At 68.4% G+C, this 24,693-nt stretch carries 22 protein-coding genes and 1 pseudogene; 6 read left to right on the forward strand and 17 right to left on the reverse strand.

Going from position 1 to position 24,693, the window contains the following annotated elements; all coding sequences use genetic code 11:
* Positions 1-236: 236 nt before the first annotated feature.
* The 10 genes from DA075_RS28415 to DA075_RS28460 form a co-directional block, all read right to left on the reverse strand.
* On the reverse strand, positions 237-2,420 hold the full coding sequence (locus DA075_RS28415; RefSeq protein WP_099956052.1) for a hypothetical protein: 2,184 nt from the start codon (positions 2,418-2,420) through the stop codon (positions 237-239).
* 542 nt (positions 2,421-2,962) lie between these two features.
* On the reverse strand, positions 2,963-3,388 hold the full coding sequence (locus DA075_RS28420) for a hypothetical protein (RefSeq protein WP_123834468.1): 426 nt from the start codon (positions 3,386-3,388) through the stop codon (positions 2,963-2,965).
* Between the two features lie 113 nt (positions 3,389-3,501).
* Positions 3,502-3,912: a hypothetical protein gene (locus tag DA075_RS28425; RefSeq protein WP_099956054.1), complete on the reverse strand. Its 411-nt coding sequence runs from the start codon at positions 3,910-3,912 to the stop codon at positions 3,502-3,504.
* The gene (locus DA075_RS28430) at positions 3,894-4,232 is read right to left on the reverse strand and encodes a hypothetical protein (RefSeq protein WP_099956055.1); all 339 of its coding nucleotides are present in this window, start codon (positions 4,230-4,232) and stop codon (positions 3,894-3,896) included. Before DA075_RS28430 ends, DA075_RS28425 begins: the two co-directional genes overlap by 19 nt.
* Positions 4,229-4,474 carry a hypothetical protein gene (locus DA075_RS28435; protein ID WP_099956056.1) on the reverse strand — a complete coding sequence of 82 codons (246 nt, stop codon included), beginning with the start codon at positions 4,472-4,474 and terminating at the stop codon, positions 4,229-4,231. The genes DA075_RS28430 and DA075_RS28435 overlap by 4 nt, the downstream gene beginning before the upstream one ends.
* A 12-nt stretch (positions 4,475-4,486) precedes the next feature.
* The gene (locus DA075_RS28440; RefSeq protein ID WP_099956057.1) at positions 4,487-6,106 is read right to left on the reverse strand and encodes an AAA family ATPase; all 1,620 of its coding nucleotides are present in this window, start codon (positions 6,104-6,106) and stop codon (positions 4,487-4,489) included.
* A gap of 73 nt (positions 6,107-6,179) precedes the next feature.
* Positions 6,180-6,719 carry a hypothetical protein gene (locus tag DA075_RS28445; protein WP_244936416.1) on the reverse strand — a complete coding sequence of 180 codons (540 nt, stop codon included), beginning with the start codon at positions 6,717-6,719 and terminating at the stop codon, positions 6,180-6,182.
* Positions 6,720-6,811: 92 nt separating this feature from the next.
* Positions 6,812-7,294, reverse strand: a complete 483-nt coding sequence (locus DA075_RS28450) for a hypothetical protein (protein WP_099956058.1) — start codon at positions 7,292-7,294, stop codon at positions 6,812-6,814.
* A gap of 108 nt (positions 7,295-7,402) precedes the next feature.
* Positions 7,403-7,654, reverse strand: a complete 252-nt coding sequence (locus DA075_RS28455) for a hypothetical protein (protein ID WP_099956059.1) — start codon at positions 7,652-7,654, stop codon at positions 7,403-7,405.
* Positions 7,655-7,665: 11 nt separating this feature from the next.
* Complete coding sequence (locus tag DA075_RS28460) at positions 7,666-8,568, reverse strand: hypothetical protein (RefSeq protein ID WP_099956060.1); 903 nt, start codon at positions 8,566-8,568, stop codon at positions 7,666-7,668.
* A gap of 161 nt (positions 8,569-8,729) precedes the next feature.
* On the opposite strand from DA075_RS28460, the gene DA075_RS28465 reads away from it, so the two are divergent.
* From DA075_RS28465 to DA075_RS28475, 3 genes are read left to right on the forward strand one after another with little or no spacing between them, the layout of a single operon-like run.
* A complete protein-coding gene (locus DA075_RS28465; protein WP_099956061.1) occupies positions 8,730-9,230 on the forward strand; it encodes a hypothetical protein in 501 nt (166 codons plus the stop codon).
* A 3-nt stretch (positions 9,231-9,233) separates the two neighbouring features.
* Positions 9,234-9,641: a hypothetical protein gene (locus DA075_RS28470; RefSeq protein WP_099956062.1), complete on the forward strand. Its 408-nt coding sequence runs from the start codon at positions 9,234-9,236 to the stop codon at positions 9,639-9,641.
* Entirely contained in the window at positions 9,638-10,216 is a 579-nt protein-coding gene (locus DA075_RS28475) for a hypothetical protein (protein ID WP_099956063.1), read from the forward strand. Before DA075_RS28470 ends, DA075_RS28475 begins: the two co-directional genes overlap by 4 nt.
* A 515-nt stretch (positions 10,217-10,731) precedes the next feature.
* Here the strand turns inward: DA075_RS28475 and DA075_RS28480 are convergent.
* The 4 genes from DA075_RS28480 to DA075_RS28495 form a co-directional block, all read right to left on the reverse strand.
* A protein-coding gene (locus tag DA075_RS28480; RefSeq protein WP_099952440.1) for an IS5 family transposase occupies positions 10,732-11,498 on the reverse strand; the annotation gives its coding sequence in 2 pieces (ribosomal slippage) (positions 10,732-11,183 and positions 11,183-11,498; 768 coding nt in all).
* A 957-nt stretch (positions 11,499-12,455) separates the two neighbouring features.
* Positions 12,456-13,838: a transposase gene (locus DA075_RS28485; RefSeq protein WP_099956064.1), complete on the reverse strand. Its 1,383-nt coding sequence runs from the start codon at positions 13,836-13,838 to the stop codon at positions 12,456-12,458.
* Positions 13,839-14,088: 250 nt separating this feature from the next.
* Entirely contained in the window at positions 14,089-14,946 is an 858-nt protein-coding gene (locus DA075_RS28490; protein ID WP_099956065.1) for an IS5 family transposase, read from the reverse strand.
* A 306-nt stretch (positions 14,947-15,252) separates the two neighbouring features.
* Positions 15,253-15,606 (reverse strand): hypothetical protein, encoded by a 354-nt coding sequence (locus DA075_RS28495; RefSeq protein WP_099956066.1) that lies wholly within the window; start codon positions 15,604-15,606, stop codon positions 15,253-15,255.
* A 2,201-nt stretch (positions 15,607-17,807) separates the two neighbouring features.
* Between DA075_RS28495 and DA075_RS28505 the strand changes: the two genes are divergently transcribed.
* Entirely contained in the window at positions 17,808-19,172 is a 1,365-nt protein-coding gene (locus DA075_RS28505; protein WP_099956067.1) for an LLM class flavin-dependent oxidoreductase, read from the forward strand.
* A gap of 15 nt (positions 19,173-19,187) precedes the next feature.
* Here DA075_RS28505 and DA075_RS28510 read toward each other — a convergent pair whose 3' ends face one another.
* The 3 genes from DA075_RS28510 to DA075_RS28520 form a co-directional block, all read right to left on the reverse strand.
* Complete coding sequence (locus tag DA075_RS28510) at positions 19,188-20,135, reverse strand: sulfonate ABC transporter substrate-binding protein (protein WP_099956068.1); 948 nt, start codon at positions 20,133-20,135, stop codon at positions 19,188-19,190.
* A gap of 182 nt (positions 20,136-20,317) precedes the next feature.
* Complete coding sequence (locus DA075_RS28515; protein WP_099956069.1) at positions 20,318-20,542, reverse strand: hypothetical protein; 225 nt, start codon at positions 20,540-20,542, stop codon at positions 20,318-20,320.
* Positions 20,543-20,848: 306 nt separating this feature from the next.
* On the reverse strand, positions 20,849-22,072 hold the full coding sequence (locus DA075_RS28520) for an acyl-CoA dehydrogenase family protein (protein WP_099956860.1): 1,224 nt from the start codon (positions 22,070-22,072) through the stop codon (positions 20,849-20,851).
* A gap of 587 nt (positions 22,073-22,659) precedes the next feature.
* Here DA075_RS28520 and DA075_RS37795 point away from each other — a divergent pair.
* Together DA075_RS37795 and DA075_RS28530 are read left to right on the forward strand one after the other, a co-directional pair.
* Positions 22,660-22,857 (forward strand): annotated as a pseudogene (locus DA075_RS37795) (ABC transporter permease); the annotation flags it as partial.
* A 248-nt stretch (positions 22,858-23,105) separates the two neighbouring features.
* Positions 23,106-24,482 (forward strand): LLM class flavin-dependent oxidoreductase, encoded by a 1,377-nt coding sequence (locus DA075_RS28530; RefSeq protein ID WP_099956861.1) that lies wholly within the window; start codon positions 23,106-23,108, stop codon positions 24,480-24,482.
* Positions 24,483-24,693 lie beyond the last annotated feature (211 nt).

Here is a 24,693-nt window from a genome sequence, read left to right on the forward strand (position 1 = left end):
CGAGCAGGACAAGGGGGCTCCACGGTGGCAGACCCCTCTGCATCGAGAAAGGCAAGAGGCAGCCACGGTCCCCCAAGGCGCCTACATCGGCTGGAACGGGGAATAGGTGCTGACGATGGCATCGGGTCGCCATGTGGCAGTAGCGGCTGGGAGCGCGTCGAGGAAGGCTGTGGCGAGGCGCATGGCTCCGGCATCGGGGCTGCCCCGTCATGCAGCGGACAACCCCCATTGGGGCATCAGGCCGCCGAGGGAGCCTGCGCGAGCGACCAGCGCAGGTGCTGCTGGATGTGCGACAGGCGGCGCGGCAGGCCCTGCAGGGCCTCCACGCTGGAGGAGTAGATGCAGATCGTCGAAAGCGTGCTGGCGGCATGGTAGAGGGCGCAGGCGCCGTGCTCGCGCAGGGCAAGGCCGGCGGCCATGATGGCTGCCTGTATGGCGCCATGCAGGTCCTGGTCGACGCGCGCCACCATGACGAACTCGGAGGCCTTCCACCAACGCAGGATGCGCCGCATGCCCTCGGTGACCTCTTCGACTGTTGAAGGGCGCGGCAGGTCGTCGAGAACGACGAGCTTCGTGTCTTCGACGTCGTAGCCCAGGTAGACCGAGTGGAGGGCGCGGAACGCCTCCCTCACCCGGTTCCGGGACCAGTGCATTGAGACCTCCTCCGCCATCTCAAGGCTGAGGACCGCGTCCGCGACGTATGTTGGGTAGAACTGGGGCTTGGGGGCGGGCGCCGGGGCGGCGACGGGTTTGGGGGCGCGGGGCATGACGACGACCGGATGGCGGTGGCGACGACCAGGCCGGGATGCGTAGGCATCGACCAAAATCGCCGCTTCCCATGCCTCGACACACGGGGCCTTGCTGAGCGCCGCCCCGATGCGACGGATACGCTCGCGTGCACCGGCGTGCCGCGTATCGCGGAGGCGGGCGGCCATTTCGCCCTTGGCGGCATAGAGCGCCCAGGCCTGATCGAGCCCGACCTCGCGAGCGTGGTTGACGACGGTGCGGACGAGATCGACACCGCTTTGCGCCTGTTTCGAGAGCCGTCCGTAGACGTCGCTCCGCGCCGCCTTCTCGACCGCGTCAGCGAGGACGAGGGAATCGGCCTGGACGGGCTCGCCGGCGGCATCCCAGACCGTCGAAAAATCTTGCGCTGCCCCGGTCTTGCCGACGGCGGCGAGGGTGGTCCAAACGTCGTCGTGACCTGCCTGGGACGCGGAGACGCGGCACACGCTCTTGGCGACCTCGCCCTCGACCGTGCCCCACAGTCCCTGCCGGGACGGCACGAGGCCGCGGGACAGGACGGTGACGCCCTTCCTTCCGCGCCGGTGCGCGACGGCCCTGTCGACGAAGCCCTTGAGCTCCTCGGCCTCGGGGAGTCGGCGGCCGCGCCCGACGACGACGTGCGATCCGACTACGGCGATGTGCAGGCCGACGTCGGCGGTCTCGATGGCCTCGGCGGCGACGCGCAGGCGGCGGACGTGCTGGCGACGTCCCTCCGGCGTCCGCGACGGTGCCCACAGCTTCTGGCAGACGGCGTCGACCTCCACGACCGAGACGTGCCCTTGCGGAAGCTCAGCTTCGAGGGCGCCGGCCAGGTCCCTGGCGGTGGGGTTCAGGCGGTCGATGGCGGCGGTGCGGCGGGGCTGGCCCCTTAGGCGCTCGACGGCGCCGCGGACCGATGCCCGCGTGACGCCCTTCAAGCCCACCATTGTCGTTACATCGATCAAGCCTTCGGGCGTCGTTCCGCCCGACATGACGATGTGGTCCGACTGCAACCGGGCCAGGATGGCATCGATAGAGAGTAGGCGGGCCGCCCTCCCGTCTTCCGCCGCCAAGGCGTCCTCGTAGCCCACGACGGTCTCAACCTGGTAGGACGTCTCCTGCATCCCTGCGGTCGTCCGGTTCGGACGGACGACCGGGCGTTGTTGGCCCGGCTTCATCCGCCCGAAGTACTTGGTCAGTGCAGCGCAAACGGCCTCGCGCTCCTTGTCGCTGCACGCCTGCCCGGGGACCGCCACGAAGGCAGTGGTCTCGCGCTCGACGTAGGCCCCGAGCCCGACGCGGTCGACCTCCACGACCTGCACGTCCCGTCCTGCCGCACACTGGGCACGAAGGTTCGCCGTGGCCCATGCCTTCGCCTTCGGGCATATCGCCCGGAAAAGCCTCTGACGCGCGTCGCTGTAGACCCGCACCGGCTGGCGGACGGAGAACGCGGCGATGCTGCGGCACGTGTCCGCGATGACCGCGTCGGTCAACTCGGAAACGCCACCGGCGGACACGTACCGCTTCACGGCCTCGCCAAGGAACATCGTCACGGCCTGGGGCGTGACCGGCGCGCCCGTCGTCCGGTGGACGTGGCGCGTGAAGCCCGCGGCCTCACGGCGAAGAGTTTCGAAGATCTCGGTTGACGCCGACACGGAGAGGACGGGGCTCCGGGGACCATTCCCCACCGACCATTATATGAACCGATCCGCACACCACAACTCTGAGACACGTATTTCGTCTTCGCAAAGAGCAGGTTTTCGGGGTTCGAGGTTGTCACGCCGGGTCGCCGGAGCGCCTCGCCGCGAGGCTAGACGGAACCGGACAGGGGCAACCCCGACCCGCGGGTCTCCGACCGACCATGCCTTATCCCGACCCTTATATAGACCCATCCGCACAAGGCGCCCCGCTCCCCTCGTCAACATCCCTGTTCGAGTTGTCACGCCAGTTGCCAAGCCCACCTCCTGCGTGGCCTGATGAGGCACCGGTACGAAAACCGGAACCCCGCCGCCCCGAAAGGACCAATTTCGCCCCGACCCTTATATAGACCCATCCGCACAGGGGACCCCGTTTCTCTTGGAAGAGCTCTGGTTCAGGTTGTCACGCCCCCGCCGTCGATTGGCCTTTCGGATGTTGCCTGGGGGATGCGTCGACGACTCGTGGGGTGCCCTGCGGCAGGCGCAAGCTGCAAGCCATGTCAACCTTCTTGCATGGTCTTCGTCGACATCTTGGAACCCTTGGCGGGGATGCGAGCGTATGCTTCGTCAATCTCGGCAATCCAGCGCCGCAGATCGTCAACCTTCCACACCGTCAGCACGCCCCGCCTGAGGGCATCCTGGAATTGCAGCATAATCTTTCTGCCGCCGCGCCCCATAAAGTCCGGCAGAAGCCCAGCCTCCCAGGCAGCGTGCAGGCGTTCGCCAGCAGCGGGGAGATCCGCCATTAAATCGGCATGGTCCTCCGGGCGCGCATACGTGCAGTACGCGGCGGCCTCCTGCTCCTCGCGGTCGAGATCCTCTAAGACTGCGATGCGCTTATCAACGAGCTCCATGATGGCATACCCATCGCGGGGGTGCATTTCCTTGACGCACAGGTCATAGAGATAATTGCGAAGTTTCTGCAATCCAGCGATGCGCTGTCTAGTCTTTAGGTCTGTCGTATCGAACCCCGTGTACGGGTCGGGGCCGGGAAGCTTTGGGAAAGGGATCTTAGTCATAGGTCACCTGCATGGGGGGGTCAGTCGCCGGATGAAAGGTCGCCCGGTCCGGAGGCGCAGCGCGCGTCGGTGAACTGGCTCTTCCGCGCCTCGGTGCGCTCGTCGATGATGAAGCTCGCGCCCGGCTTAGGCGAATCCCACCCGCCGCCAATGGCGACCATGCGCCCGCGGCCAGCCTCGCCGCGTGCGGTGAGCTGCGTCGTCTCGCGGTCCGTGCGCGTGTCGATGAGGCCGCACGTCACCGTCACGCGCCAGCCCTGCGCCGGCCCGGGGACCGCGTCGACGCGGGAGAACCGCACCCTGTGGGGTCCGGCGGGCACACGCACGTCGTAGAGCCACCGGTCGTCGGGCTGCGGGAAACGGGCGGGCTCCACCGCGGCGGCCGGGGCCGCGGCGAGCGCCAGGGCGAGGATCAGAGCACCGCGTAGCATTGGCCGTTCTCCAGGAAGTGGACGAGGGAAGCCTTCAGGACGACGAAGCCGTCCGGGGTGACGAAGTGGGGGCCGTCGTAGGGGTCGAAGCGCACGCGGATGGCCGACGGGTACCGGGGGGCCTCGCAGGGAATCCCCCTGGCGTAGGCGCAGACGGCGCGCTGGCGCAGGCGCTGCACGCGGGCGACGGCGGCGGGATGGACGACGAAGCGCACGTTCATGAGGGTGATCTCCCGGACGTACCGGGAGACGCGGCCGCCATCCCGGACGGACCACGCGCGCGGGCGCAGGCGCCGGTTCCAGTAGACGTCGACGGTCATGACGCCCTCCGGAGCGGGCCGAACGCCGCCGCGACGTTCTCGGCCTCGTAGGCCACGCGGCGGGCGTCGTCGGCCGACACGTGCCCGGCCGCGGCGAGGCGGCCTGCTTCGAGGACGCGGTCCCGCAGGCCGCGGCCGGTGTGCGGGCAGACGCGGCCGGACTCCCAGAGAGCCTGGATGCGTGCGGCCGCGTCGGAGATCTCGGACGGGACGGTGTCGAGGCGGGCGGAGGGGCAGCACATAGTCGCCTCCCGTCACATGCGCGTCGCGAGGGCGTCGCGCGCGGCGACGATTCCCTCGGCGAGCTGACGGAGCGTCCGCACGCTGCCGTCCCGCCAATGCGCGGCGAGGACGGCTTCCTCCTCCGGATCGGGTCCGGGCAGCCACGCGTCGTCGAGGCCGCGCTCGGCCCGGATGTCCGCGAAGATCGCGCGCGTTAGGGCCGGGAGCGAGGCAGACGTGCGCGGCCCCATCTCCAGCACCCGGAACCGCGAGAGCAGCGCCGCGTCGAGGCCGACGCGGGTGTTCGCCGTCGCGATGTAGGAGACGGCGCTGAGATCCACCGGGCATTCGAGGTAGGGGTCCTGGTACGCCCGCGCGGTCTCCCGTTCGGTCAGGGCTAGGACGCCGTCGACGAGCTTGCCGTTGTCCGCTCGCGTCCCGGCGCGGGAGAGCTCGTCGAGGACGACGAGGACGCTCGCAGCCTCGGCCCGCCGGATGGCCTGCAGGGGCACGCAGGCGCGGCCGGTCGACCACTGCCTCGACGTGCCGATGAACGAGGAATCGCTGACCCCGGCGCACCCGTAGACCGTGACGTTCAGCCCGAGAACCTCGCCGAGCCGCCGGGCGAAACGGCTCTTGCCGGTGCCGGGCGGCCCCAGCAGCAGCGTCGGCGGGATGGCGACGAAGGCCCGCCCGGCGAGCGGTCGAAGGATCGCGTCGATGACCGCCGTGTCGTCCGGGAACTCGGCGGCGAGCGTCGCCCGCGCCGCGGCGAGGTCCGGGACAGGGACCAGGCGGAGCCGCCGGCCGGCAATCGGGGCCCATTCGTTCCTCGGCGTCGAACCCGTCGCCCCGCCGGGCCGGCTCTCGCCCGCCTTCGCCAGGCCCGGCAAATGCTCGACGCCGGCCAGCACCAGCAAGCTCGGCCCCGTCTCCAGCGCCGTCTTCGCCACCTTCGCGGCGGCCTTCTCGCGGGCCTCAGTCACCAATGCCGGCTCGGTCTCGGGCGCCCCCCGGGACGCGTCCCCGACGAGGCGGCCGCCGCGGGCGAGCGTGATCAGCAAGGCCCCCATCGCCCCGCGGCCGGGCCTCCAATCTAGCGCGGCGTGGACGTCCTCGGCCATGCCAACGCTCGCCCGGACATAGCGGTACCCGTCGGGCCCGCCGAGCAGGTCCGGCAGCAGCCCGCGGATGTACTCGCGCGCCGGAGGATGGCCGCATTCCCAGAGGCAGAGCGCCAGGACGCCCGCGAGCAGGCGGAGGTGCTCGTCGACGTCCTGTTGCTCGTCCGAGTAGTCGAAACCGAAATCTGCGGAGAAACTGCTCTCGCGCAGCCAGCCGGTGACGGTGTCGAACGCCGCGCAGACCTGGACGGCCAGAGTTTGCTCGGCTTCCCGACGGTCCCGCTTCACGTCATGGGCGTACGAATCGAACGACAACCGCAGGGCGCGGTAGATGCCGACGACGCGGATGTCCTCGCCGAACGCGGCCGCGTTCCGGAGCGAAGGGATGTGCCGGCCGTAGCGGGCGGCGAGAAGGAGGGCGGCAGGCGCGAACGGGAAGCTGCCGCGGCGGGGCGCCTCGGCTTCGCCCGAGAGATATCTCTCGACGGCGCAAGCCCGCGCCCCCTCATCAAGGGGGGTGCTCGTCATGATCGGTCTCCATGGCCGTACGCCCCGGATGCCGTGGGCGCGCAGTTCAAACGCCGGTGTACCCCGGCATGTCTTACTCGCTAGTTAACGACGACGAGCTCCGTTTCCCCAACCGGAATGCCTCGCGCTCGGCGAGCACTTCGTCGACGGCGGCCAGGGCACGCCGCAGCGTTTCCTTCGCGTCCATGTCCCGGCCGATGATGTCGATCTGCGACGGTCGACCTGTGTGATAGCGCTCGACAGTATTCGCTTCCTGGATCTCTTCGACGCACATGAGCGCATGCCCGAGGGCGCGGGGATGGGAATGCGCGGCGGCCTGGCCGAGGAAGAGACAGACGTATTCGGGGAGTCCGAATTTCGCGATGCGGTCCCGGCTCGTCGTCCTCTTGTTGAGTTGCATTAGGCGGGCGAGCGACGAGACCCACTCATGGCCGAGCACTGCTGTCGCCGCCTCGTTGACGGCATCGACGAAGGCGGATCCAACCTCCGCCATCGTGACGTGGCGTTCTCCTGCGTAGAGGTCTTGGTCCCGATACGTCAGGGGGACGCCGTCGAGCGTCCCGATGCAGACGCCGTCGTCGGGCTGGGGCATGGGCTTCAAGACGATCTTCACGGCGGGAAATCCTGCGGGGGGTGGGAATCGATGAGGGGCGGCCCCGGTCAGGACCGCCCCTCGGATGTTAGCACTCGCGGGAGCGAGGGACCTCAGGCCCGGCGGGCCTCGTTGAGCTGGTGCTGCAGGAGCTCTGTCTGCATCTCGATGAGCGCTGCCTGACGGGGATGCCCCGCCTTGCCGCAGTAGCCCCGGGGCGGAAGCGAGGGGGCCGGCAGGTACCACTCGCCCTCGTCCTCATCGAGGTGCCAGTCCCGGTTATCCCCGGGCATCCCTCCCCACGCGCCGCCGACCGTCTCATGCCCGCCGGCGCCGATGCCGATCACCGCGTCCTCGATCCACTTGGCCTTCACCCGGGCGAGATGCGCCTGGTGGCGCCTGCCGCTGTCGTGCCAACGCCAGAAGGCGCAGAAATCGCCGAGGCAGGTGGAGCCGCTGTCCGCGCCTCCCCTGAACGTGCGGTTGACCCCGGCAACTGGCGTATCGGCCTGCTCGGTGTCGGGGCTGCGGGCCTCGGGGCACCACACGGTCTCGGCCTGCTGCACGGTGAGCAGGGCGGTATCAAGTTGGCTCATTGTCGTGATCCCTCTCGTCAGGACGCCCGGAAACCGTGGCGACGGAGTGCTCGTCGGCGCTCCCCGCTCCCCCGCCGGGCTACGACGGGGGAGAAGGCAGCGTCGCGCTTAGGCGTCGATGGCGTCGAGCCGGCGCTCGACCGCGGTGCGGAGCTTCTCGGCCGTCATCGAGCGGGCGGTCGGCCCGGTCGGGACGAGGACCGTGGCCTCGCGGACGTAGGCCCGGTCGTACTCGCTGCGGCGGTAGACGCCGACGCGGCAGACGAAGCGCCCATTGTAGCGGACCTCGCCCTCGGTCATGAGGCGCAGGCCGTCGTCGTATGTGTAGTAGTCGTTGTCGAAAGAGATCTTGGTCGTCATGACCGCCTCCCTCAAAGAGCGATGGGAGCGAGGATCTCGCGGACGATAGCGTCCGCGTTGCAGTGCTTGCTTCCGCTGTTGCACAAAAAGCCGTAGGCCCAGTAGGCTCGACCCGCCTTCGTGTCGAGGAACGGTCCGCGACCGCAGCCCTTACGGTCGACGTAGAGCTTCACCGGTCCCTTGCTCGGCTTCACCCCGGTGACATCCAGGTTCACGTAGTCGCGGACCAGCTTCCCGTCATTGGACTCCCATCGCTCGACGCCGGTGACCTCGTAAGGAGCGTCCCACCCCATGAGGGGCATGACGACCCGCCGTCCAACTAGGACGGCAGCGAGTCCCTCGACGGTGGACAGGTCAGGCTCGGGAGCCGGGGCGGGCTCGGGCTGCGGGACGACCGGCGTGGGCTCGGCCTCGCGAGCCTCCTCAATGACGCGCTGCGCCGGGGGCACTGGCGGCAGGCTCGCGATATGCGCGATGAGGCATAGCTGCACCGGAGCGGGCGCGGACGGCTCGACGGGCTCCGGCGCGCCGCCGTCGGCCTGCTGCGGGGCCGCTGCGGCGCCTTCGAGCTCGGCGAGCTCGTCCCGCATGGCAATGCCATGGTCGTGGAGGCGGGCGAGTTGGGCGCGGAGTTCCTCAGGCGAGGGAGCGAAAATCCCCCACCCGGCGTCGATCTCGGACTGGGTCTCCAGCATGAGGCGGTCGTTATCCGCGATGAGCTCGCGGAGAGCGGCGGCGGCAGCGCGGCGCGCCAGGGCGGCGCGGGCGCGGGCCCAGGCCATACGGAGGCCGTTGCCGAGGCAGAGGCGCACCGAGCACGCCGATGCAATGGCGCCGGCACGCGCGAGGCGCCAGGCGTCGCGGAAAAGCGCGGAAAGGTCGACGCGCTGCGTCTGTATGGTGGCTGTGGCCATGGTTCGATCCCGCTCGTCGTGGATGACGCGGCTAAGCCGTCGTCGTAATGTCGTTTGTAGGGCGACATTAACCTGCCGTCAAGGTCCCCTCCGCCGGGCCGGTAGGTCCCTCGCGTCGCGAATCGATAGCCTCCCCTGAGTGGCGGATTCGCGAGGCGGACATGGGCGCGGGCATTCGGGTTCCGGACGAGACCTTCATCAAAGCCGCGTTCAACGCGGCGGAGGACGCCCTCCTTAAGAGGGCCGGCTACTGCTTCCTCCTGGAGATCGAGCGCTCCGACGAGGCGGGATTTGCCCTCGCGGCGACGCGCAACGACGGAGCCAGGGCGCGTTTCGACGTCGACATCCCGAGGAAGGTAGCGCCGGAGAAGCTGACCGCGTTCGAGCGGGTCCGGCGTGACCGCCAATGGTTCAAGGTCCAGCTTAACAGCATCGTCGAGAGCCTCTGCCTCGGCATCGTCGAGGACGAGCCCGAGGCCGCCGCACAGGCGGAGCCCGAGCAGCGCTTCGCCGTCGTCCTGACGTTCGGCTCCCGCCCCGACGTCGTCCTGACGCCCGCCGCCGGCGTGCCGGCCGACGAGGCGACCCGCGTCTACTGGTCCTTCATCGCCGCTGCCTCGGCCATCGGCGGCCGCCCCGCCATGCTTCCGCTGGGGGCCTGAGCCATGGGCACCTTCTGGCACAAGCCCGGCTGGACCGCCGCCGACCGCGACGCCGACGGCGAGATCCGCGCCGACGCGCTGCGGCCGGGCATCTACTGCGAGGACCAGGCGGCCCTGGCGCAGCTTCGCCGCGGCGCCCGCGTCCGGAGCCGTGAGATGACCGCGACGCCGAGCGGCTGGCTCCTCGACGGACAGGCCGTCTTCCTGTGCACGCCCGAGCTGGCCGCCATGTTCCGGGCGACCGCGACGAAGGGACCGCCCCCGGCGTCAGAACCGGAATGGGTGGCGGGCATCGCGGCCGACGCGAGGGCATTTGCTGCACGGCTGGATCGTCAGCGCCCATATCCGTCCACCGACAAAGTGACCCGTCAGCAGCGCCGAGCCGCCGAGCGCGCACGGAGCCGCCCGTGAACGTCGTCGCTTTCCCCGCCATCGAGCAGTACCGCGCGCTCCTGGCCCGCGGGAATCCCGAGACCGCCCGGGGCGCTGCCAACGACGACCTGTTCGTCGGCCTCGCCCTCTCCGGGGGCGAGGCGGCCGCGACCGCGCGCGCCTGCCGCGCCAGCGACCTCCGCCGCGTCGAGATCGAGCTCGTGGCCCCGGCGAGCGACGAGACCGCCGCCTTTGTCCTCGACGCGGTCCTGGAGGTCCTGGCGCACGGCGGATGCATACGCGACAGCGCCACCGCCCTGCGCGACGTCCCGCCCTACACCACCAGCCTCGATGCCGCCCGGGCCTTCGTCGCCCGCACGCTGCCCGGCTTCTTCCTCGTCTCGGGTTCCTGCGCGCGGTTCGGGCACGCCTCCGTCGGCCCGGACTACGGCGGCCCCGACGGCGAGCGCCTCCTCAGGGAATGGCCCCGGGACGGCGTGGCCGAGGTCGGCTGGCACGAAGAACTGCCCCATGCCGACGGCCCTCACCGGGAGCCCTGCGCCATCCTCGCGGCCGCCGGCCGTGCGCTCGCCTACCCTAACGAGAGAACCTGACCGGTGGACCGTGTCACCCGCGAGCCCTTTGAGGACGCCGCGCCGTCCATCACCGGGAAGGGCCCCTTTCTTCAACCACAGTATCGCCGCTAAATTAGATGTTGACCGATACTATAAATAAAATTTCAACAGAAACGCATTCACGACTCAACATGTACTCACGGCAGCAAAGCAAGCGGCAACAAATTTGGTATTCAGTGCTGCTGATAAGACATTTACCATAATCAACAAATCAAGGGGTGCCAAATCCATCTACGCAGGCTTAAGTTGCTCCGATATGATGTTGAAGCAAGGGCATCTCATTCCGCATGCGCCGGAACGCCACCCGCGAGGAGCATTTAGGCGAATGGTAAGGACGAAAGGTCGTCGCCGGTTGACCTGCCATCACGAAGCCGGACACGCGCTTGCGCGATGGTATTTCGGACATAAAACGGATCGCGCCTTGGTCCTTACCGTTGACGAGGTTCGCGCCGGCAAGGTCTTTAAAAATCGTAAGGGCATAGTAGGGCCTGTCGTCACTTGATCCAGAGGAGCGTAGCGGCGAGGCAGAGGACGCCCATGAAGCTGACGGCAGTCTTCTCGTAGCGTGTGGCAACGGCCCGCCATTCCTTGAGGCGCGCCCACAGTCGCTCGACGATGTTGCGATTGGTGTAGATCCAGTCAGGACAGGCGAGCGGGGCCTCGTTGCTCTTGGTCGGGATCGCGGGCCGGGCCCCGGCGGTCCAGATCGCCTCGCGAAAGCCGTGGCTGGAGAAGCCACGGTCGGCCACCACCCACTTCGGCACCCCGGGCAGTTGATCGAGCAGCGGAAGGGCGTGGGGCAGTTCATGCGCCTGACCGGGCGCGAGGCGGAAACCGACGGGGCGGCCCCGTCCATCGGCGATCACGCAGGCCTTGGTGCCATAGCCGCCACGCGAGCGGCCAAGAGCTTCACGATGGTCTCGCTCGGCTCCAGATCCCCCCTTTTGGCCGCGCCCGCCGCCTTCTGGTGGGCTCGAATGTTCGTGCCGTCGAGAAACACCATGCCCAGCGCGACGCCGCGGCTCTGCACGAGGTCGAGCAGCCGCTCCCAGACGCCGGCGCGCGCCCAGCGGATGAAGATCTGGGCGGCCTGCCACCAGGGACCCAACTCGGCTGGAATGGCCCTCCAAGAGGCGCCGTTGTGATGCCGCCAGAGGATGGCTGAGATCGTGCGGCGCAGCTCTTGGGGCGGCGTCTTGCCTTTGGGCCGGCAGGCTTCCACCAGCGGTTCCAGTTCGGCCCACTGAGCGTCCGTCAGCATCGTGTCTCCTCGCTCAAAGCGGGGAAACGCTCATCCTCGCAGAGAGTTCAAGCGACAACAGGCCCTAGTCGTCGGCTGCGAGGGTATAGTCGAGGGATATGATATCCACGGTTATCCGTATGGGCGTATACCGACCGCAGGATCTGCAGAGGAGCAGGATCGCGCCGATTATCTCCGTGCCATCAACCGAGATATGGAGCTTGTTAATTGCTTCGCAGGCTTTATAGCTGAAGCACACTACCGACATGCGTCGGTAAGCGCCTGTATGTTGGCAGGCGGCATACAGGACATGAAACATGCCCAGTTTCTGGTCGATGCCTGGGATTTGCCACACGAAGAACAGCGGGAGATCTTACAGCTGTCCCAAGCAAGGGCCACCGCCCTTGTTCAGTCTAAGCCGGGGGCCGCTGCTATCAAGGCTGTAGCCGATGCGCTTATGCAGCGCGGGCGCCTGACCGGTAAGCAAATAGCTCGGCTATGCCGGGCCGCCTATGGCGGCCGAGAGTGCGCTTTTGGCGCCTGGTACGCACACTGGCCAGCTATACCTAAGCAGATCCGAGCAGGCTTTATTCCAGAGCGGGGATTGTAGGCTGCGCAGCATCCTGCCAGCTAATAAAATCAGATGTTGACGCGACCGGCCCACTGTCCCCTCCCCTTCCCTGAGAGGCAGCGGGTCGTAGTCCGTCAGCCTATCTTCTCTGATTGGTATCGGTTCCCCTCCCCTGTCTATCCGTGAAATCAGCCGCCGCACGATGACCGTGACGTTATCGCAGCGGAACAGGGTCATTTGCCCCATGCGAGCCTTCGGAGGAGTCGCCATGGCAGCCCGAAAGGCACGGGAGTTCACCATCGCCTGTTTCGGCTTCGCGCCGATTTTGTTGAAAAACTCGCGGCCGATCTGGATCGGGCACCAATCGGCTGAGCAGACCGCTCCCACGTGGGGGCGGTCCCGGCCGATCAGGCCGGGCTCAGCTGCTGGAGCGGGATCAGCTTAGCGAGCTTCCGGAGGTTCTGGGCTGCTGCGGCGAGGTGGAACTCGTCCCGAGCGCCGTTCGGTCCCCGCAGCCGAAGCCGATCCAGCTTCAGGATCCGCTTGAGGTGGGCAAACAACATCTCGACCTTCTTGCGCTCACGCCGTGAGGTGCGGCCCTCGTCCGAGGCGCAGATGTCGCGCGCCATCTGCCGGGCGCCTTCATGGATCGAGCGTGGGACCTTGCGGGCGGGTGTGTTGGGGCAGCATCGCGGCTTCAGCGTGCAGGGCTCGCAGTCGCGCTGGCTCGCCCGGTAGCGCATCATCCCATCGTCATCGACGAGCGGGAACGGCGTCCGATAGACCTTCTGGCGTGGCCGCAACTGATGGCCAGCTGGGCAGGTGTAGGCATCAGCTGCAGGGTCGTAGCTGAAGGCTGACCGGCTGAAGGTGCCATCGCGGCGCTCGGACTTGTCGAAGACCGGGATGTGCGGCTCGATCCCGCGCTCGTGCACGAGCCAAGCGAGGTGCTCAGCCGACCCGTAGGCACTGTCGGCCGCAAGCCGGGCTGGCCACAGCCCAAAGCGATCTTGCGTCCGCGCGATCATGGTGCGGGCTGCCCCGACTTCCGCCTGCCGGATGGCGCGGCTGGCCTCGACATCGACGATCACGGCGTGGTCGAGGTCGATCAGGTAGTTGGTGGCGTAGGCAAAGAAGGCATGACCTTTCAGCGCGCCCGTCCACTGCGCCGCCGGGTCGGAGCGGGAGACAAACTTCGGCTGGGTCTCGCTCGCTGCTCCCCAGGCGGCTTCGTCGAGGGTGTCGAGGTACTCGCGCACTGACCGGCGGGTCCGGGCGAGATCGGTCCAGTCAACGGTCTCCGAGGCGTCGGCAGAGCGCTGCTTGTTGGCATCGGCCCGGATCAGGCTGGCATCGACCGCAAAACCCTCGCCCCCGACGAGCCCCTCCTCGATGCAGCGTTGCACGGTGACCTCGAACACCTCGCGCAGCAGATCGCTGTCACGGAACCGACCGTGCCGGTTCTTCGAGAACGTCGAGTGGTCCGGCACCCGGCCGTCAAGGCCGAGCCGGCAGAACCAGCGATAAGCAAGGTTGAGGTGGACCTCCTCGCACAACCGTCGCTCGGAGCGTATGCCGAGGCAGTAGCCGATGAGCAGCATGCGGATCATGAGCTCGGGGTCGATCGAGGGCCGGCCCGTTGAGGCATAGAAGGGCGCCAGGTCCCGCCGCAGGTTGCTCAAGTCGACGAAGCGGTCGATGGCGCGCAGGAGGTGATCGGCTGGAACGTGTGTATCGAGGGAGAACTCGTAGAACAGAGCGCCCTGCTCGACCTGCCGCGGACCCATCATCTGCGTCAATCCTCGCCTCACAACGAGAGTGAATCACCCCGCACCCGCCGCCGCAACAGCCGAGTTTTTCAACACAATCTACTCGCGACCGGACATTCCCGACAGAGCTTGCGAGGAGCCGCTTTGGGTCAAAAGCACGGGTCAACACAGCACGCGGCAAACTCCGGAGCGATGTCGCAAGCTCCCCCTCTAGGTTGGGATCGATAGCCTCTCGGGAGAGCAGCTATCCTTAGAGTCCGTTAGGAAAGAATTAATCCATAGTAATTGACGCGAGGAGTCGGCCGATTGATGCGAACAGCATCGCACCTGCCGAGACATGGAGGAACGTTTCGTAGTCCGTCTTGAGGCGCCGCGAGCCCGTGAGAGCACCTATGCTCTGCTCGACCTTCCACCGCTTTGGCAGAAGAACAAAGCCCTTCGCCCCCTCCGGTCGAAGGACGACCTCGACCGCACGCCTCAACCCGGATTGAACGGCATCAATGAACCGTTTCTTGTACCCGCCATCGACGACAATGGTCTCCACCCAGGGATAAAGGCGCACCAGACGCTTGACCAAGGCGAGGCCTCCATCCTGATCCTGGACGTTGGCCGGTGTCACACTGACGGCCAACAGACGCCCGCCGCTGTCGACCACCAGGTGTCGCTTGCGGCCGAACACTTTCTTGCCCGCGTCATAGCCGCGCTCGCCTTGGGGGGCATCGCACTTGACCGACTGAGCATCGATGATCGCGAGTGTCGGGCTGGCCTCGCGCCCGTCTTTCTCACGGTCACGCATCACGAGATGATGATTGATGCGTTCCAGATGGCCGCCATCGACCAGAACTCGCCAGTAGTCATAACAGATGCTGGACGGCGGTAGATCTTTGGGCAAAGCATCCCATGGGATGCCGTACCGCTGCACGTAGAGGATGCCATTGATGACCTCCTGAAGACTGTAGGTCCGTGGCCGGCCGATCCTTTGAGCGACGGGCAGGAGGGGTTCCAATTCGCGCCATTCGTCGGGTGTCAAATCACTCGGATATCTCTGATTGCGGCGATCGTACCGCGCCCTGTTCTCTTTGGTCCAAGCCACGGTCGAGCCATCAAGCCATTCACGACGCGCTGCCATTCCGCATAACCTTGAAATATACTGTTGTCACCCTTTCCCAACGGACTCTTATATCGGGGTGTACGTGGTGTGGGCGTAAACAGGCATCACCCATGTCCGCCTGAATGTCGGGGGTTCGCTGGGCAGGACGGAGGGGAATTGTGAGGCCGCCGCCCCGACCGGTCATCCCCCCTTCGCGCCGCGGTTCGCCCAAACGCTGCGCGAGGCGGCCCCCTGTCAGGAGGGGCCGCCTCGCGATGCCGCCGAGGCGGGCGCCCGCTACGCCCGGCGGGATGCCGAGCGGCGGGCGGGGAAGGCCAAGGCCGATTAAGACGCCTTGGGCTCGGCCTCGTCACCGTACAGGCCGCAGGCCCCGCACGCGGACGAATGGCTGTTGAGCATGATGGTGATCTGCTCCAAGTATCCGCTGGACTTGTTATCCGACATGTACTTCAGAATGGGACGTCCCTTCAGCAAGGCGAGGGCGTGGCCGGCGATCTTCGGCTTCCTCTTGTCCGTCTCGGGCCAAACAGCCCAAACGAGATCCCCGCGGGCGATGATCTCGGCCAGCTTGGCCGTGCGGTCCGGCGCGGCGTCGATGGCCATGCGGTTTTCGATGCCCTCGGCGATGTGCTTGGCCATCTCGGCCTCGGTCATGCCCTTCAGGATAGTCCGCTGCATCGTGCTCCCCCGTCCCTTGATGATGATATCGTGCCGACGGGCGCATCACGTTTAGTTGAATAGATTTCATAAAATTCGACGCAATGCTCAATAATCTGCGTTTACCACTTGGAAATATTAATGCAGTCCATAAAATCCCAAGAATTAATGCCTTCTGTGTAAGTCATGTTCTCGGTCCGTTCTCCGAAATGACTCGTATAAAATACATTCTGGCGCCCCGCCCGAGGCCCGACGTTAACTTTTGAGGGCGCAGATTTTTTCATGGACGGCGGCCTCGACGGCGCCCCGGGCCGTCCGCCCCCGCCCCGTGCGGGCGGACCCCGTTAAGGAGTGCGGGCGCCGGCAACGCCTCGAACCGCCCGCACCGCCGCGTCGTCGGCCGGGCGACGAGAAGCTCACGCCGGAACGCCAGGCAGACGTCCGCGACCGCGGCCTCCCCCGTGTAGCGCGTCGCCGGCGCCGGTCCCTCGCTGCGGGCATGGTGGCGGCAGGCCGCGCACCGGCCGGCGGGGTCCTCGCGGCGGAATCCCCGCACGTCGTCGGGGACGGCATGCGGCCGCGTCCGGGAGAGCGAGGTCAGGCTGAGAGGTAGGCGTTGGCGGGCATGGCGGCCTCCGGAGGGTCACCACCTATCCTTCGCGCGGGGGCGCCGGAGTTCGACACAGAGGCGACGAGGGGCTCGCGAACGTCCCCGGGCGCCGCCGCGGCGCTCCCGCCCTTGAGGTGCCCCGGCCGGACAAGGCGGCTGCCGGGGATCCTGACGCTGGCGGTCGACGGCATGGGTGGCCGGTGTCTTATGCTGGGTGCCTCAGCCCGTGGGCGTAGGGGGTCCCGACAAGCCTCACGACGTTCGCTAGGGGCCTCGGCCCTCGCCTGCGCCCGGACCTGCCGGCAGCGAAGATCGCCCTCGAATCGACGTCCCGCTAGCCCACCGCCCCAAACGCCACCCAACGCCGTCCGAGCGCCCTGTGGCGCGGTTCCGGCCGTCCGAATGCCGTCCGAGTTGGGCTTGGCCGCCGGTCCGGCGGCGGCTCCGCGTAGGGGGAAAAGGGTCCGGCGGAGCCTGCAATCAGCCGCTTAGAAGGCGGCTGCTCTATCCAGCTGAGCTACGGAGTCTGGTGCCAGCGGCCCCCAAAAGCCACGGGTTCGGTCCCCGGTCAAGCGTTTCGCCATCCCGCACTTTCCCCCTTGGAGACGGGTCGAAACGGCAAAGCGCGTGCACCGGGCAGCGCGCAGCAGGTCGTGTCTTTTGGATTGGTGCAGCTGACCGAGAGCGAGCGATCCCGGCTGCGCGCCTTGCGCAGCGCTGTAGCAGGTGGGATCTCTCGCTGGGGTGGCCACCGGCGTCGAAGGAGTGGGCTCGGGCGGAAAGCACCAACGCCGGATCCGGGCGACGATGGGTGCGCGGGCCGCCTGCGTGAGGACCGGCACGGTGGCGGCGATGTCGGCCGGGATGTCGATCGATCCGGCGTTCAGTGCTCCTTGAACGGCAGGCCGCCGGTAAATTCCTGCCAGGACAGGCCGACGCCTTGCGGACACAGCCTGTTCCAGGCTCCCGTCCTAAGCAGATTTCGCAAAAGTGGTGGCCGGTTTTGCGACAAAAATCTGCGACAGAACAAGAACCTAAGCGGACGAAGCGTTGGCCTGCCAACGCAAGTCTGCTTAGCACAGCAGCGCGATCAGCGTCGGGGAGCGCTGGTCGCCGATGCGGAGGCGCGGGCAGGGCGGCTCAGGTGGACCGAGGCGGCGAGGCCCGCGAGCAGGATTCGGCGGGAGGTCGGCATCGGGTCCTCGGATGATCGCGCTGCGGCGCGGAAGAGCTTGCGCCGCGCCGGTGCGGTGAGACAGCCCATCGATCATGTCCGGTCCGGCCGGCCAGGGACATGGGATTGAACTCTTCCCCGTCGTCGACCCTCGCTGCGAGATGGTCGGACCGTCGCAAGGGCATAACCGGGCGAAGAACCGTCATCACGGGGTGATGGAATCGTTTATTCCTCGCGACGAAAATCGAGGAAGAGCATTGTGTTTTCATGCTCGATTTTGGAATGGCATCTCCCGGCGGGCCGGCTCAGTATGGGTGACGCGTCCAACGCTCGACGGCGATCGCACCGGATCGCCCCGCAGCGCGTCCTCGCCCGCCTCGACGGCACCGGCGTGGTCGCGTCGAGCGTCACCTTCCCTCCCGCCGCGCCGGCCGAGCCATGATCCGCTTCAACGCCTTCGAGATGAACTGCGTCGGGCACCAGTCGCCCGGCCTGTGGCGCCACCCCCGCGACCGCTCCGGCGACTACAACACCCTCGCCTACTGGACCGACCTCGCCCGGCTGCTGGAGCGGGGCGGCTTCGACGGGGTGTTCCTCGCCGACGTGGTCGGGCTCTACGACGTCTTTGGCGGCTCCCCCGCCGCCGCCCTGCGGCAGGCCACGCAGGTGCCGGTCAACGATCCGCTCCTCGTCGTGCCGGCGATGGCGGCGGTGACCGAGCATCTCGGCTTCGGGGTCACCGTGAACCTCTCTTACGAGGTGCCCTACCTGCTCGCCCGTCGCTTCACGACGCTCGACCACCTGACGAGCGGCCGCATCGGCTGGAACGTCGTCACCGGCTACCTCGATTCTGCCGCGCGCGCGATGGGCCTCGACCGCCAGCGCGCCCACGACGACCGCTACGACCTCGCCGAGGAGTACATGGCGGTCGCCTATGCCCTGTGGGAGGGAAGCTGGGACGACGACGCGGTCCGGCGCGACCGGGCGGCGGGCGTGTACGCCGATCCGGCCCGGGTCCGGGCGATCCGGCACGAGGGTCCGCATTTCCGGGTCGAGGGCGTCCATCTCGGGGAGCCCTCGCCGCAGCGGACCCCGGTGATCTACCAGGCCGGCACCTCGCCGAAGGGGCGTGGCTTCGCGGCCCGCCACGCCGAATGCGTGTTCGTGTCGGGTCCTTCGCCGCAGGTGATCGCTCCGCGCGTCGCCGCGCTCCGGCAGGCGGCCGTCGAGGAAGGCCGGCGGCCGGACGACCTCCTGATCTACGCGCTCGCCACCCTCGTGGTCGCCGAGACCGACGCCAAGGCGCAGGCCAAGCTCGACGAGTACCGCTCCTATGTCAGCCACGAGGGGGCGCTCGCCCTGATGTCGGGGTGGACCGGGGTCGACTTCTCGACGCTCGACCTCGACGCCGAGGTCCGCCACGTCGAGAACGATGCCGGGCGCTCGGCGATGGACAACGTCACGCGGGCCGATCCGAGCCGGGTCTGGACGGTGCGGGAGGTGGCCGAGCATGTCGGGATCGGCGGGATCGGCCCGGTCTTCTGCGGCTCGCCCGCGACCGTCTGCGACGCGCTCGAGGCCTTCGTGGCGGCGACCGGCATCGACGGGTTCAATCTCGCCTACGCGGTGGCGCACGAGACCTTCGCGGACATCGTCGAGTTCGTCGTCCCCGAGTTGCAGCGGCGCGGGCGCTACCCGATGGCCTACCGCGACGGCCCGCTGCGCCGGAAGCTGTTCGGGCGCGACCGCGTCGACCCGGCCCATCCGGCCGCCCGCCACCGGTCCGTTACCGGCGCGGCCTGAGGGCGGGTCCCCGCCCTATGAGCGCGCCTGCCGGACGGCCTCCGCCACCTGGATCGGCCGCGGCAGCAGCCCGAGGCGCAGGAACATGTCGGCGATGCGCTGCTGCCCGGCGACCACCTCCGGGCTGAGTGGAGTCACGCCCCAGCTCTGGCGGGCGAGGGCCCGGGAGAGGATCGGCACCGGCATGCCGACCGCCGGGCTCAGCTCGCGCGCCGCCGCCTCGGTCACCCCGTTGGTCTCGCGGTCGATGGCCGCGATCGCCGCCAGCACCGTGTCGATGGCCTGCGGCTGCGCCTCCGTGAACGAGCGCTCGCCGACATAGAACTGGTGGTTGGCCGCGAGCCCCGTCGCGTCCTGCAGGATACGGGCACCGCTCGACACCTCGACGGCGGCCAGGAACGGGTCCCAGATTACCCAGGCATCGACCGATCCGCCATCGAACGCCGCCCGCCCGTCGGCCGGAGCGAGGAAGACGGTCTGGATGTCCGTGTAGGCGAGGCCGGCCTCCTCCAGCGCGCGCACGAGCAGGTAGTGAACGTTCGAGCCCTTGTTGAGCGCAACCTTCCTGCCCTTCAGGTCGGCGACGGCGCGGATCGGGCTGTCCTTGGGCACGACGATCGCCTCGCTCTTCGGGGCGGGCGGCTCGTGGGCGAGGTAGACGAGGGGCGCGCCGGCGCCTTGCGCGAAGATCGGCGGCGTCTCGCCGACCACGCCGATATCGACGGCCTTGGCGTTGACCGCCTCCAGGAGCTGCGGCCCGCCCGGAAATTCCCGCCACTCGGCCCGGAAGCCGAGGGGCTTGAGCGCCGGATCGAGGGCCCCGCGAGCCTTCAGCAGCAGCATGGTGCCGTATTTCTGGTAGCCGACGCGCAGGACACGGTCGGCCCGGGCCGGGCCTCCGGTCGCGAGGGCGCCGAGGGAAGTGGCGAGTCCAGCAGCGAAGGAGCGCCTGGAGAACGTCATGGCGTGAGGTCTTTCATGGTCAGAGGGCGAGGTGGCCGGCCGCCACCCGGCGCCCGCATCTGACGAAACCGCCGGAATGGCGGCGCCGGTGCCCGGCACCGACGATGTCCTCCGCGGCGGGATGCCGGGCTGCGCGGCCTGTCCTCGTCCGGATCACGGGGAGCGAGAGGGTCGGGACGTGCTCAGCCGATCTGACCGTCGAGGTCGAACTGCTTGGCGACCGCCAAACGCTGCGACCTTTGCCGATCGTCGTCGATCGCGCCGTCTCCTCGCCAGGCCTCGCTCCGGCCGTCCGCCGCGTCTTGCCGGGCGGCAGCGCCGAGGCTGAGCCCGCCGGCGCTCCTGCGAGCCGCCGTGTCGAGGCGTGCGGACGTCTGGCGGGACGGCTGGCGCAGCCACAGGCTCATCGCAGTCATTCCTCATGTTGTTGAGACCAGGGCGCCCTGTCGAGCATCTGCCCTATGCGTCGACACATGATAAGATCGAGCGAAGACGCAAGTCGATAGCTTTTTATAGCTATATATTTCCATTGATGGAGAATGTTATTTTCGTGATGCCCGCATTCCGGATATTCGATTTTTCGGCGCTGCCGATGACCCGGCGCTGGGCCGCGGCGACGGCGTGCCCCAGCCACACCGCGCGGTCGTCCTGTTGGCAAGCCCGGCGCGCGCCGTGACGGGATCGCCCGCGATCGGGCGCGGAGGGCCTTTGCCTCAGGCCTGGCCGACGCGGTACTGCCGCGGCGGGGCCGCGCCGTTGACGGCGAAGTCGCCGACGGTGCGGTCGCGGTAGATGCGGGGGTTGTGCGACGCGATGGTGCGGGCGTTGCGCCAGTGCCGGTCGAGGGCGAGACCGCGCCGGGTCGCCGAGGCGCCGAGCGCGTCGAAGAGCTGCGTCGTGGCGTCGAGCACCAGCCCGGTCACCACCGTCACCGCCTGGTTGACCTCGACATCGGCGACGGTGGCGGCGACGGCCGCGCCCTCCCCGTCCCCAGCCCGGTCGGCCTCCCACACGCGCTGAAGCGCCTCCGCCGCCTTGAGCACGATGGCGCCGGCTGCATAGGCCGCCCCCCGCACCCGACCGACCACCTGGAGCACCTGCGGATCGTCCGCGGTGCGGGCGGCGTTGCCATGGCTGTAGACCCGGATGCGCTCGGAGACGAGGCGGGCGACGTCGCCGGAAGCGGCACGGCCGATGCCAGCGAGCGTCGCGAGGTGGACGAGCTGGTAGAACGCCATCGCGTAGCGGAACCGGCCGGGATCGGGGTTCACCCAGGCCGCTTCGATCGCCACGTCGGTGAAGCGCGCGGTGCCGCTCGCGGTCAGCGCCTGGCCGAACCCGTCCCAATCGTCCAGCACGGTGACCCCGGCGGCGCGTCGCGGCACCGCCGCCCCGACAGGCTGGCCGGCCTCGTCGACCGCCGCGAGGTGGATCCAGTCGGCGAAGAGCGAGCCGGTCGTGTAGAACTTGGTGCCGTCGAGCACGTAGGCGTCGCCGCGCCGCTTGAGCACGGTGTCGAAGCTGCCGACCTTGGCGGCGCCGGTCTCGGAGACGCCGCTCCCCACGGTCTCGCGCGCGGCGATCCGCGGCAGCCACTGGCTGCGCCAACCGGGATGGGGTGAGTTCAGCACGTCCTCGGTGAAACCGAAATGCGCGCGCAGCGCGTTCGTCACGTTGGGATCGCCCTCGGACAGCGCGATGAGGAGCCCGAACAGCTCCGGCAGGCTCACGCCGAGCCCGCCTTCCTCGGGCGGAAGCCGCAGGGTGGTGAAGCCCGCCTCCTTCAGCGCCGCGAGCTCGGCATGGGGCAGGCGCCGGGCATGGTCGCGGGCGGCGGCTCCGTCGCGGATGTCGCGGAAGACCGGCCGAAAGCGCTCGGCCAGATCCTCGTAGCGGGTGCTCGGGCCCGAGCTCCATCCGGCCTGGATCTGCGTCATCACGGTCGTCCCATCCTGTCGGTCGATGCGCCGATCACGGAGCGCCGACGCGTCGAAGCTCGCACCGAACCTCGCCGTCTCGTTCTTTTCAAAGAACAGAATGCGGAAGGCCGATCTCATGAGGGCGGATTTTGCGCAGGATCCAGGTCCCGAAACAAGCATCGGCAGCCTGCAATATCGATCTTTCGGCGTATTTGAAAGATTTTCGCCGTAATAGGCGCTTTGGCGACAACACCGCCCTCAATGGGTTGGTTCTATAAAAAGGACATTCTCGTCGACACTGGCCATGCTCGGGCCGAGCCGGCCTCATCGTCCTCGCGGGAGACCACCATGCCCGCCGATCCCCCCTCGCACGCTGCGAACGGCCGCGCCGCGAGGGCGGCGTGATGCTCGCCTGCCGTGGCCTTCTGGCTGCCCTGCTCGCCGCTGCCGCTTCGGCCCTCGCCCAATCGCTCACGCCCGGCAGATCTCCCCCGAGAAGCGCGATCTGCGGCGCAGGCTGCTGCCGGCGAGCGATCCGGCGGCGCGGTTCCGGCGGGGGACAGAGGCATAGCTCGCAGGGCTGGTCTCCCCGCGAGCGGCAGGGCTGGCGCACCCCGATCGCCGCGGAACGCGTCTTCGGCACCTCATCGGGCCGGGGCGGCCTCGGCCGGGACGTCTCCGGGAATCGCGACGAGCGCTCTACCGACCGGGTCTTCGCCGGCCTGCTTCTCGTCGTCGCGATCGGCCTGGTGGTCGAGCCGGTGGTGTTCGCCAGCCTCGAGCGCGTGACGGTCCGGCGCTGGAGGGGGCTGCGTGAGCCAAGACCCGGCGTGCCACCGGGCGCACCGCCTCTGACGGACACGATACGGACAGGCTCGCCCATGGCTCTCGTCAGCCTCACGGATCCGGCCGAGGGTCGCGCCGTCACACCCGCGATGCCCGACCGAAATAGTCTACTAATTCGATACACGAAATTGACATCGTGGCTGCCGCGGGGGACACAGGCCGGGAGCCGCAGGCACCGGCCGCGGTGAGAGACTTGATCGGAATCATGACGCCACGCCGCGAGCTTCGCCTGAACGCCTTCCAGATGGCCGCCCCGTCGCACAACTGGGCCGGCCTGTGGCGCCATCCGCGCGACACCCAGGCCGATTACAACACGCTGTCCTGGTGGACGGACATGGCGCAGACGGCCGAGCGCGGCTTCCTCGACGGGCTGTTCATCGCCGACGTGTTCGGCCTCTACGACGTCTATGCCGGCAATGGCGACGCCGCGCTCCTCGCCGGCGCCCAGGCGCCCAACGCCGATCCGGTCCTCGCCGTCTCGGCGATGGCCCACGTCACGCGCCATCTCGGCTTCGGCATCACCCAGAACCTGACCTACGACCACCCGTTCCCGTTCGCCCGCCGCTTCACCACCCTCGACCACCTCACCGGGGGCCGGCTCGGCTGGAACATCGTGACGGGCTACCTCGACAGCGGCGCCCGCGGCATGGGGCTGACGGACTCGCGCGACCACGACCAGCGCTACGAGGCGGCCGAGGACTTCATGGCCGCCATCTATAAGCTCTGGGAGGGCTCCTGGGAGGACGACGCGGTCCTGCGGGACCGGGCGGCGGGCGTGTTCACGCGACCCGACAAGGTGCACCGCGTCGTGCATGACGGTCCCTTCTACAAGGTCGATGCCCGCCACCTCGCCGAGCCCTCGCCGCAGCGCACGCCGGTCCTCTACCAGGCCGGCACCTCGGAGCGGGGCGTTCGCTTCGCCGGGCGCCACGCCGAGAGCGTCTTCCTCAACGGCCCGACGAAGCCCGCCGCCGCGAGGGCGGTCCGCGCCGTCCGGGACGCGGCCCGGGAGGCGGGTCGCGGTCCCTACGACGTGCTCACCTTCCTCGGCGCGACCGTGATCGTGGCGCCGACCTCCGCCGAGGCCCGCGACCTGCGCGACGAATATCGCCGCTATATCGACGCGGCGGGGCAGCTGGCGCTGGTCTCCGGCTGGACAGGGATCGACCTTTCGGGCCTGTCCCTCGACGATCCGCTCGCCTTCCAGCGCACCAATGCGATCCGCTCGACGGTCGAGAACCTCACCCGCGCCGAGCGCCCGACCCGGGTGCGCGACCTCCTCGACTTCACGCCGGCCGGCGCCCGGGCGCCGGTTCTGGTCGGCTCGCCCAGCGAGGTCGCCGACGAGCTCCTGTCCTGGGTGGCGGAGACGGATGTGGACGGCTTCAACCTCGTGCGCACGGTGATGCCGGAATCCCTCGACGCGGTGGTGACCCTCCTGGTGCCCGAGTTGCAGGCCCGCGGCGCGTTCAAGACCGCCTATCGGGACGGGACCTTGCGCGAGAAGCTGTTTGCCGGGCGCGGCCCGCGCCTGTCCGACAGCCATCCCGGTGCCGGCTTCCGCCGGCCCGCCAAGGACTGAATAGGGCTCCCGATCACCCGATGGCCCATCGATCGCGCGACGGATCGCGGCCTTTCCACGCGCGACGGCGCCGGCGGCATCTTCGTTCTCCGAAGACGCCACAAAAGAGAGACCGATTTCATTGACGACGTCGACGATCCAGGCTGAATATATCAAACAAATAAAATTGCTTTCGCAGATCTGATCCGAAATTATCCGTGCTCTGTGCGGA

The organism is Methylobacterium currus, from assembly GCF_003058325.1.
GTDB lineage: Bacteria > Pseudomonadota > Alphaproteobacteria > Rhizobiales > Beijerinckiaceae > Methylobacterium > Methylobacterium currus.

Coding starts and splice junctions, on each gene's coding strand:
- DA075_RS28425 (WP_099956054.1), bottom strand. CDS start 3,912: ATGCTACGCGGTGCTCTGATCCTCGCCCTGGCGCTCGCCGCGGCCCCG.
- DA075_RS28430 (WP_099956055.1), bottom strand. CDS start 4,232: ATGACCGTCGACGTCTACTGGAACCGGCGCCTGCGCCCGCGCGCGTGG.
- DA075_RS28435 (WP_099956056.1), bottom strand. CDS start 4,474: ATGTGCTGCCCCTCCGCCCGCCTCGACACCGTCCCGTCCGAGATCTCC.
- DA075_RS28440 (WP_099956057.1), bottom strand. CDS start 6,106: ATGACGAGCACCCCCCTTGATGAGGGGGCGCGGGCTTGCGCCGTCGAG.
- DA075_RS28450 (WP_099956058.1), bottom strand. CDS start 7,294: ATGAGCCAACTTGATACCGCCCTGCTCACCGTGCAGCAGGCCGAGACC.
- DA075_RS28455 (WP_099956059.1), bottom strand. CDS start 7,654: ATGACGACCAAGATCTCTTTCGACAACGACTACTACACATACGACGAC.
- DA075_RS28460 (WP_099956060.1), bottom strand. CDS start 8,568: ATGGCCACAGCCACCATACAGACGCAGCGCGTCGACCTTTCCGCGCTT.
- DA075_RS28465 (WP_099956061.1), top strand. CDS start 8,730: ATGGGCGCGGGCATTCGGGTTCCGGACGAGACCTTCATCAAAGCCGCG.
- DA075_RS28470 (WP_099956062.1), top strand. CDS start 9,234: ATGGGCACCTTCTGGCACAAGCCCGGCTGGACCGCCGCCGACCGCGAC.
- DA075_RS28485 (WP_099956064.1), bottom strand. CDS start 13,838: ATGATGGGTCCGCGGCAGGTCGAGCAGGGCGCTCTGTTCTACGAGTTC.
- DA075_RS28490 (WP_099956065.1), bottom strand. CDS start 14,946: ATGGCAGCGCGTCGTGAATGGCTTGATGGCTCGACCGTGGCTTGGACC.
- DA075_RS28495 (WP_099956066.1), bottom strand. CDS start 15,606: ATGCAGCGGACTATCCTGAAGGGCATGACCGAGGCCGAGATGGCCAAG.
- DA075_RS28505 (WP_099956067.1), top strand. CDS start 17,808: ATGATCCGCTTCAACGCCTTCGAGATGAACTGCGTCGGGCACCAGTCG.
- DA075_RS28510 (WP_099956068.1), bottom strand. CDS start 20,135: ATGACGTTCTCCAGGCGCTCCTTCGCTGCTGGACTCGCCACTTCCCTC.
- DA075_RS28515 (WP_099956069.1), bottom strand. CDS start 20,542: ATGAGCCTGTGGCTGCGCCAGCCGTCCCGCCAGACGTCCGCACGCCTC.
- DA075_RS28520 (WP_099956860.1), bottom strand. CDS start 22,072: ATGACGCAGATCCAGGCCGGATGGAGCTCGGGCCCGAGCACCCGCTAC.
- DA075_RS28530 (WP_099956861.1), top strand. CDS start 23,106: ATGACGCCACGCCGCGAGCTTCGCCTGAACGCCTTCCAGATGGCCGCC.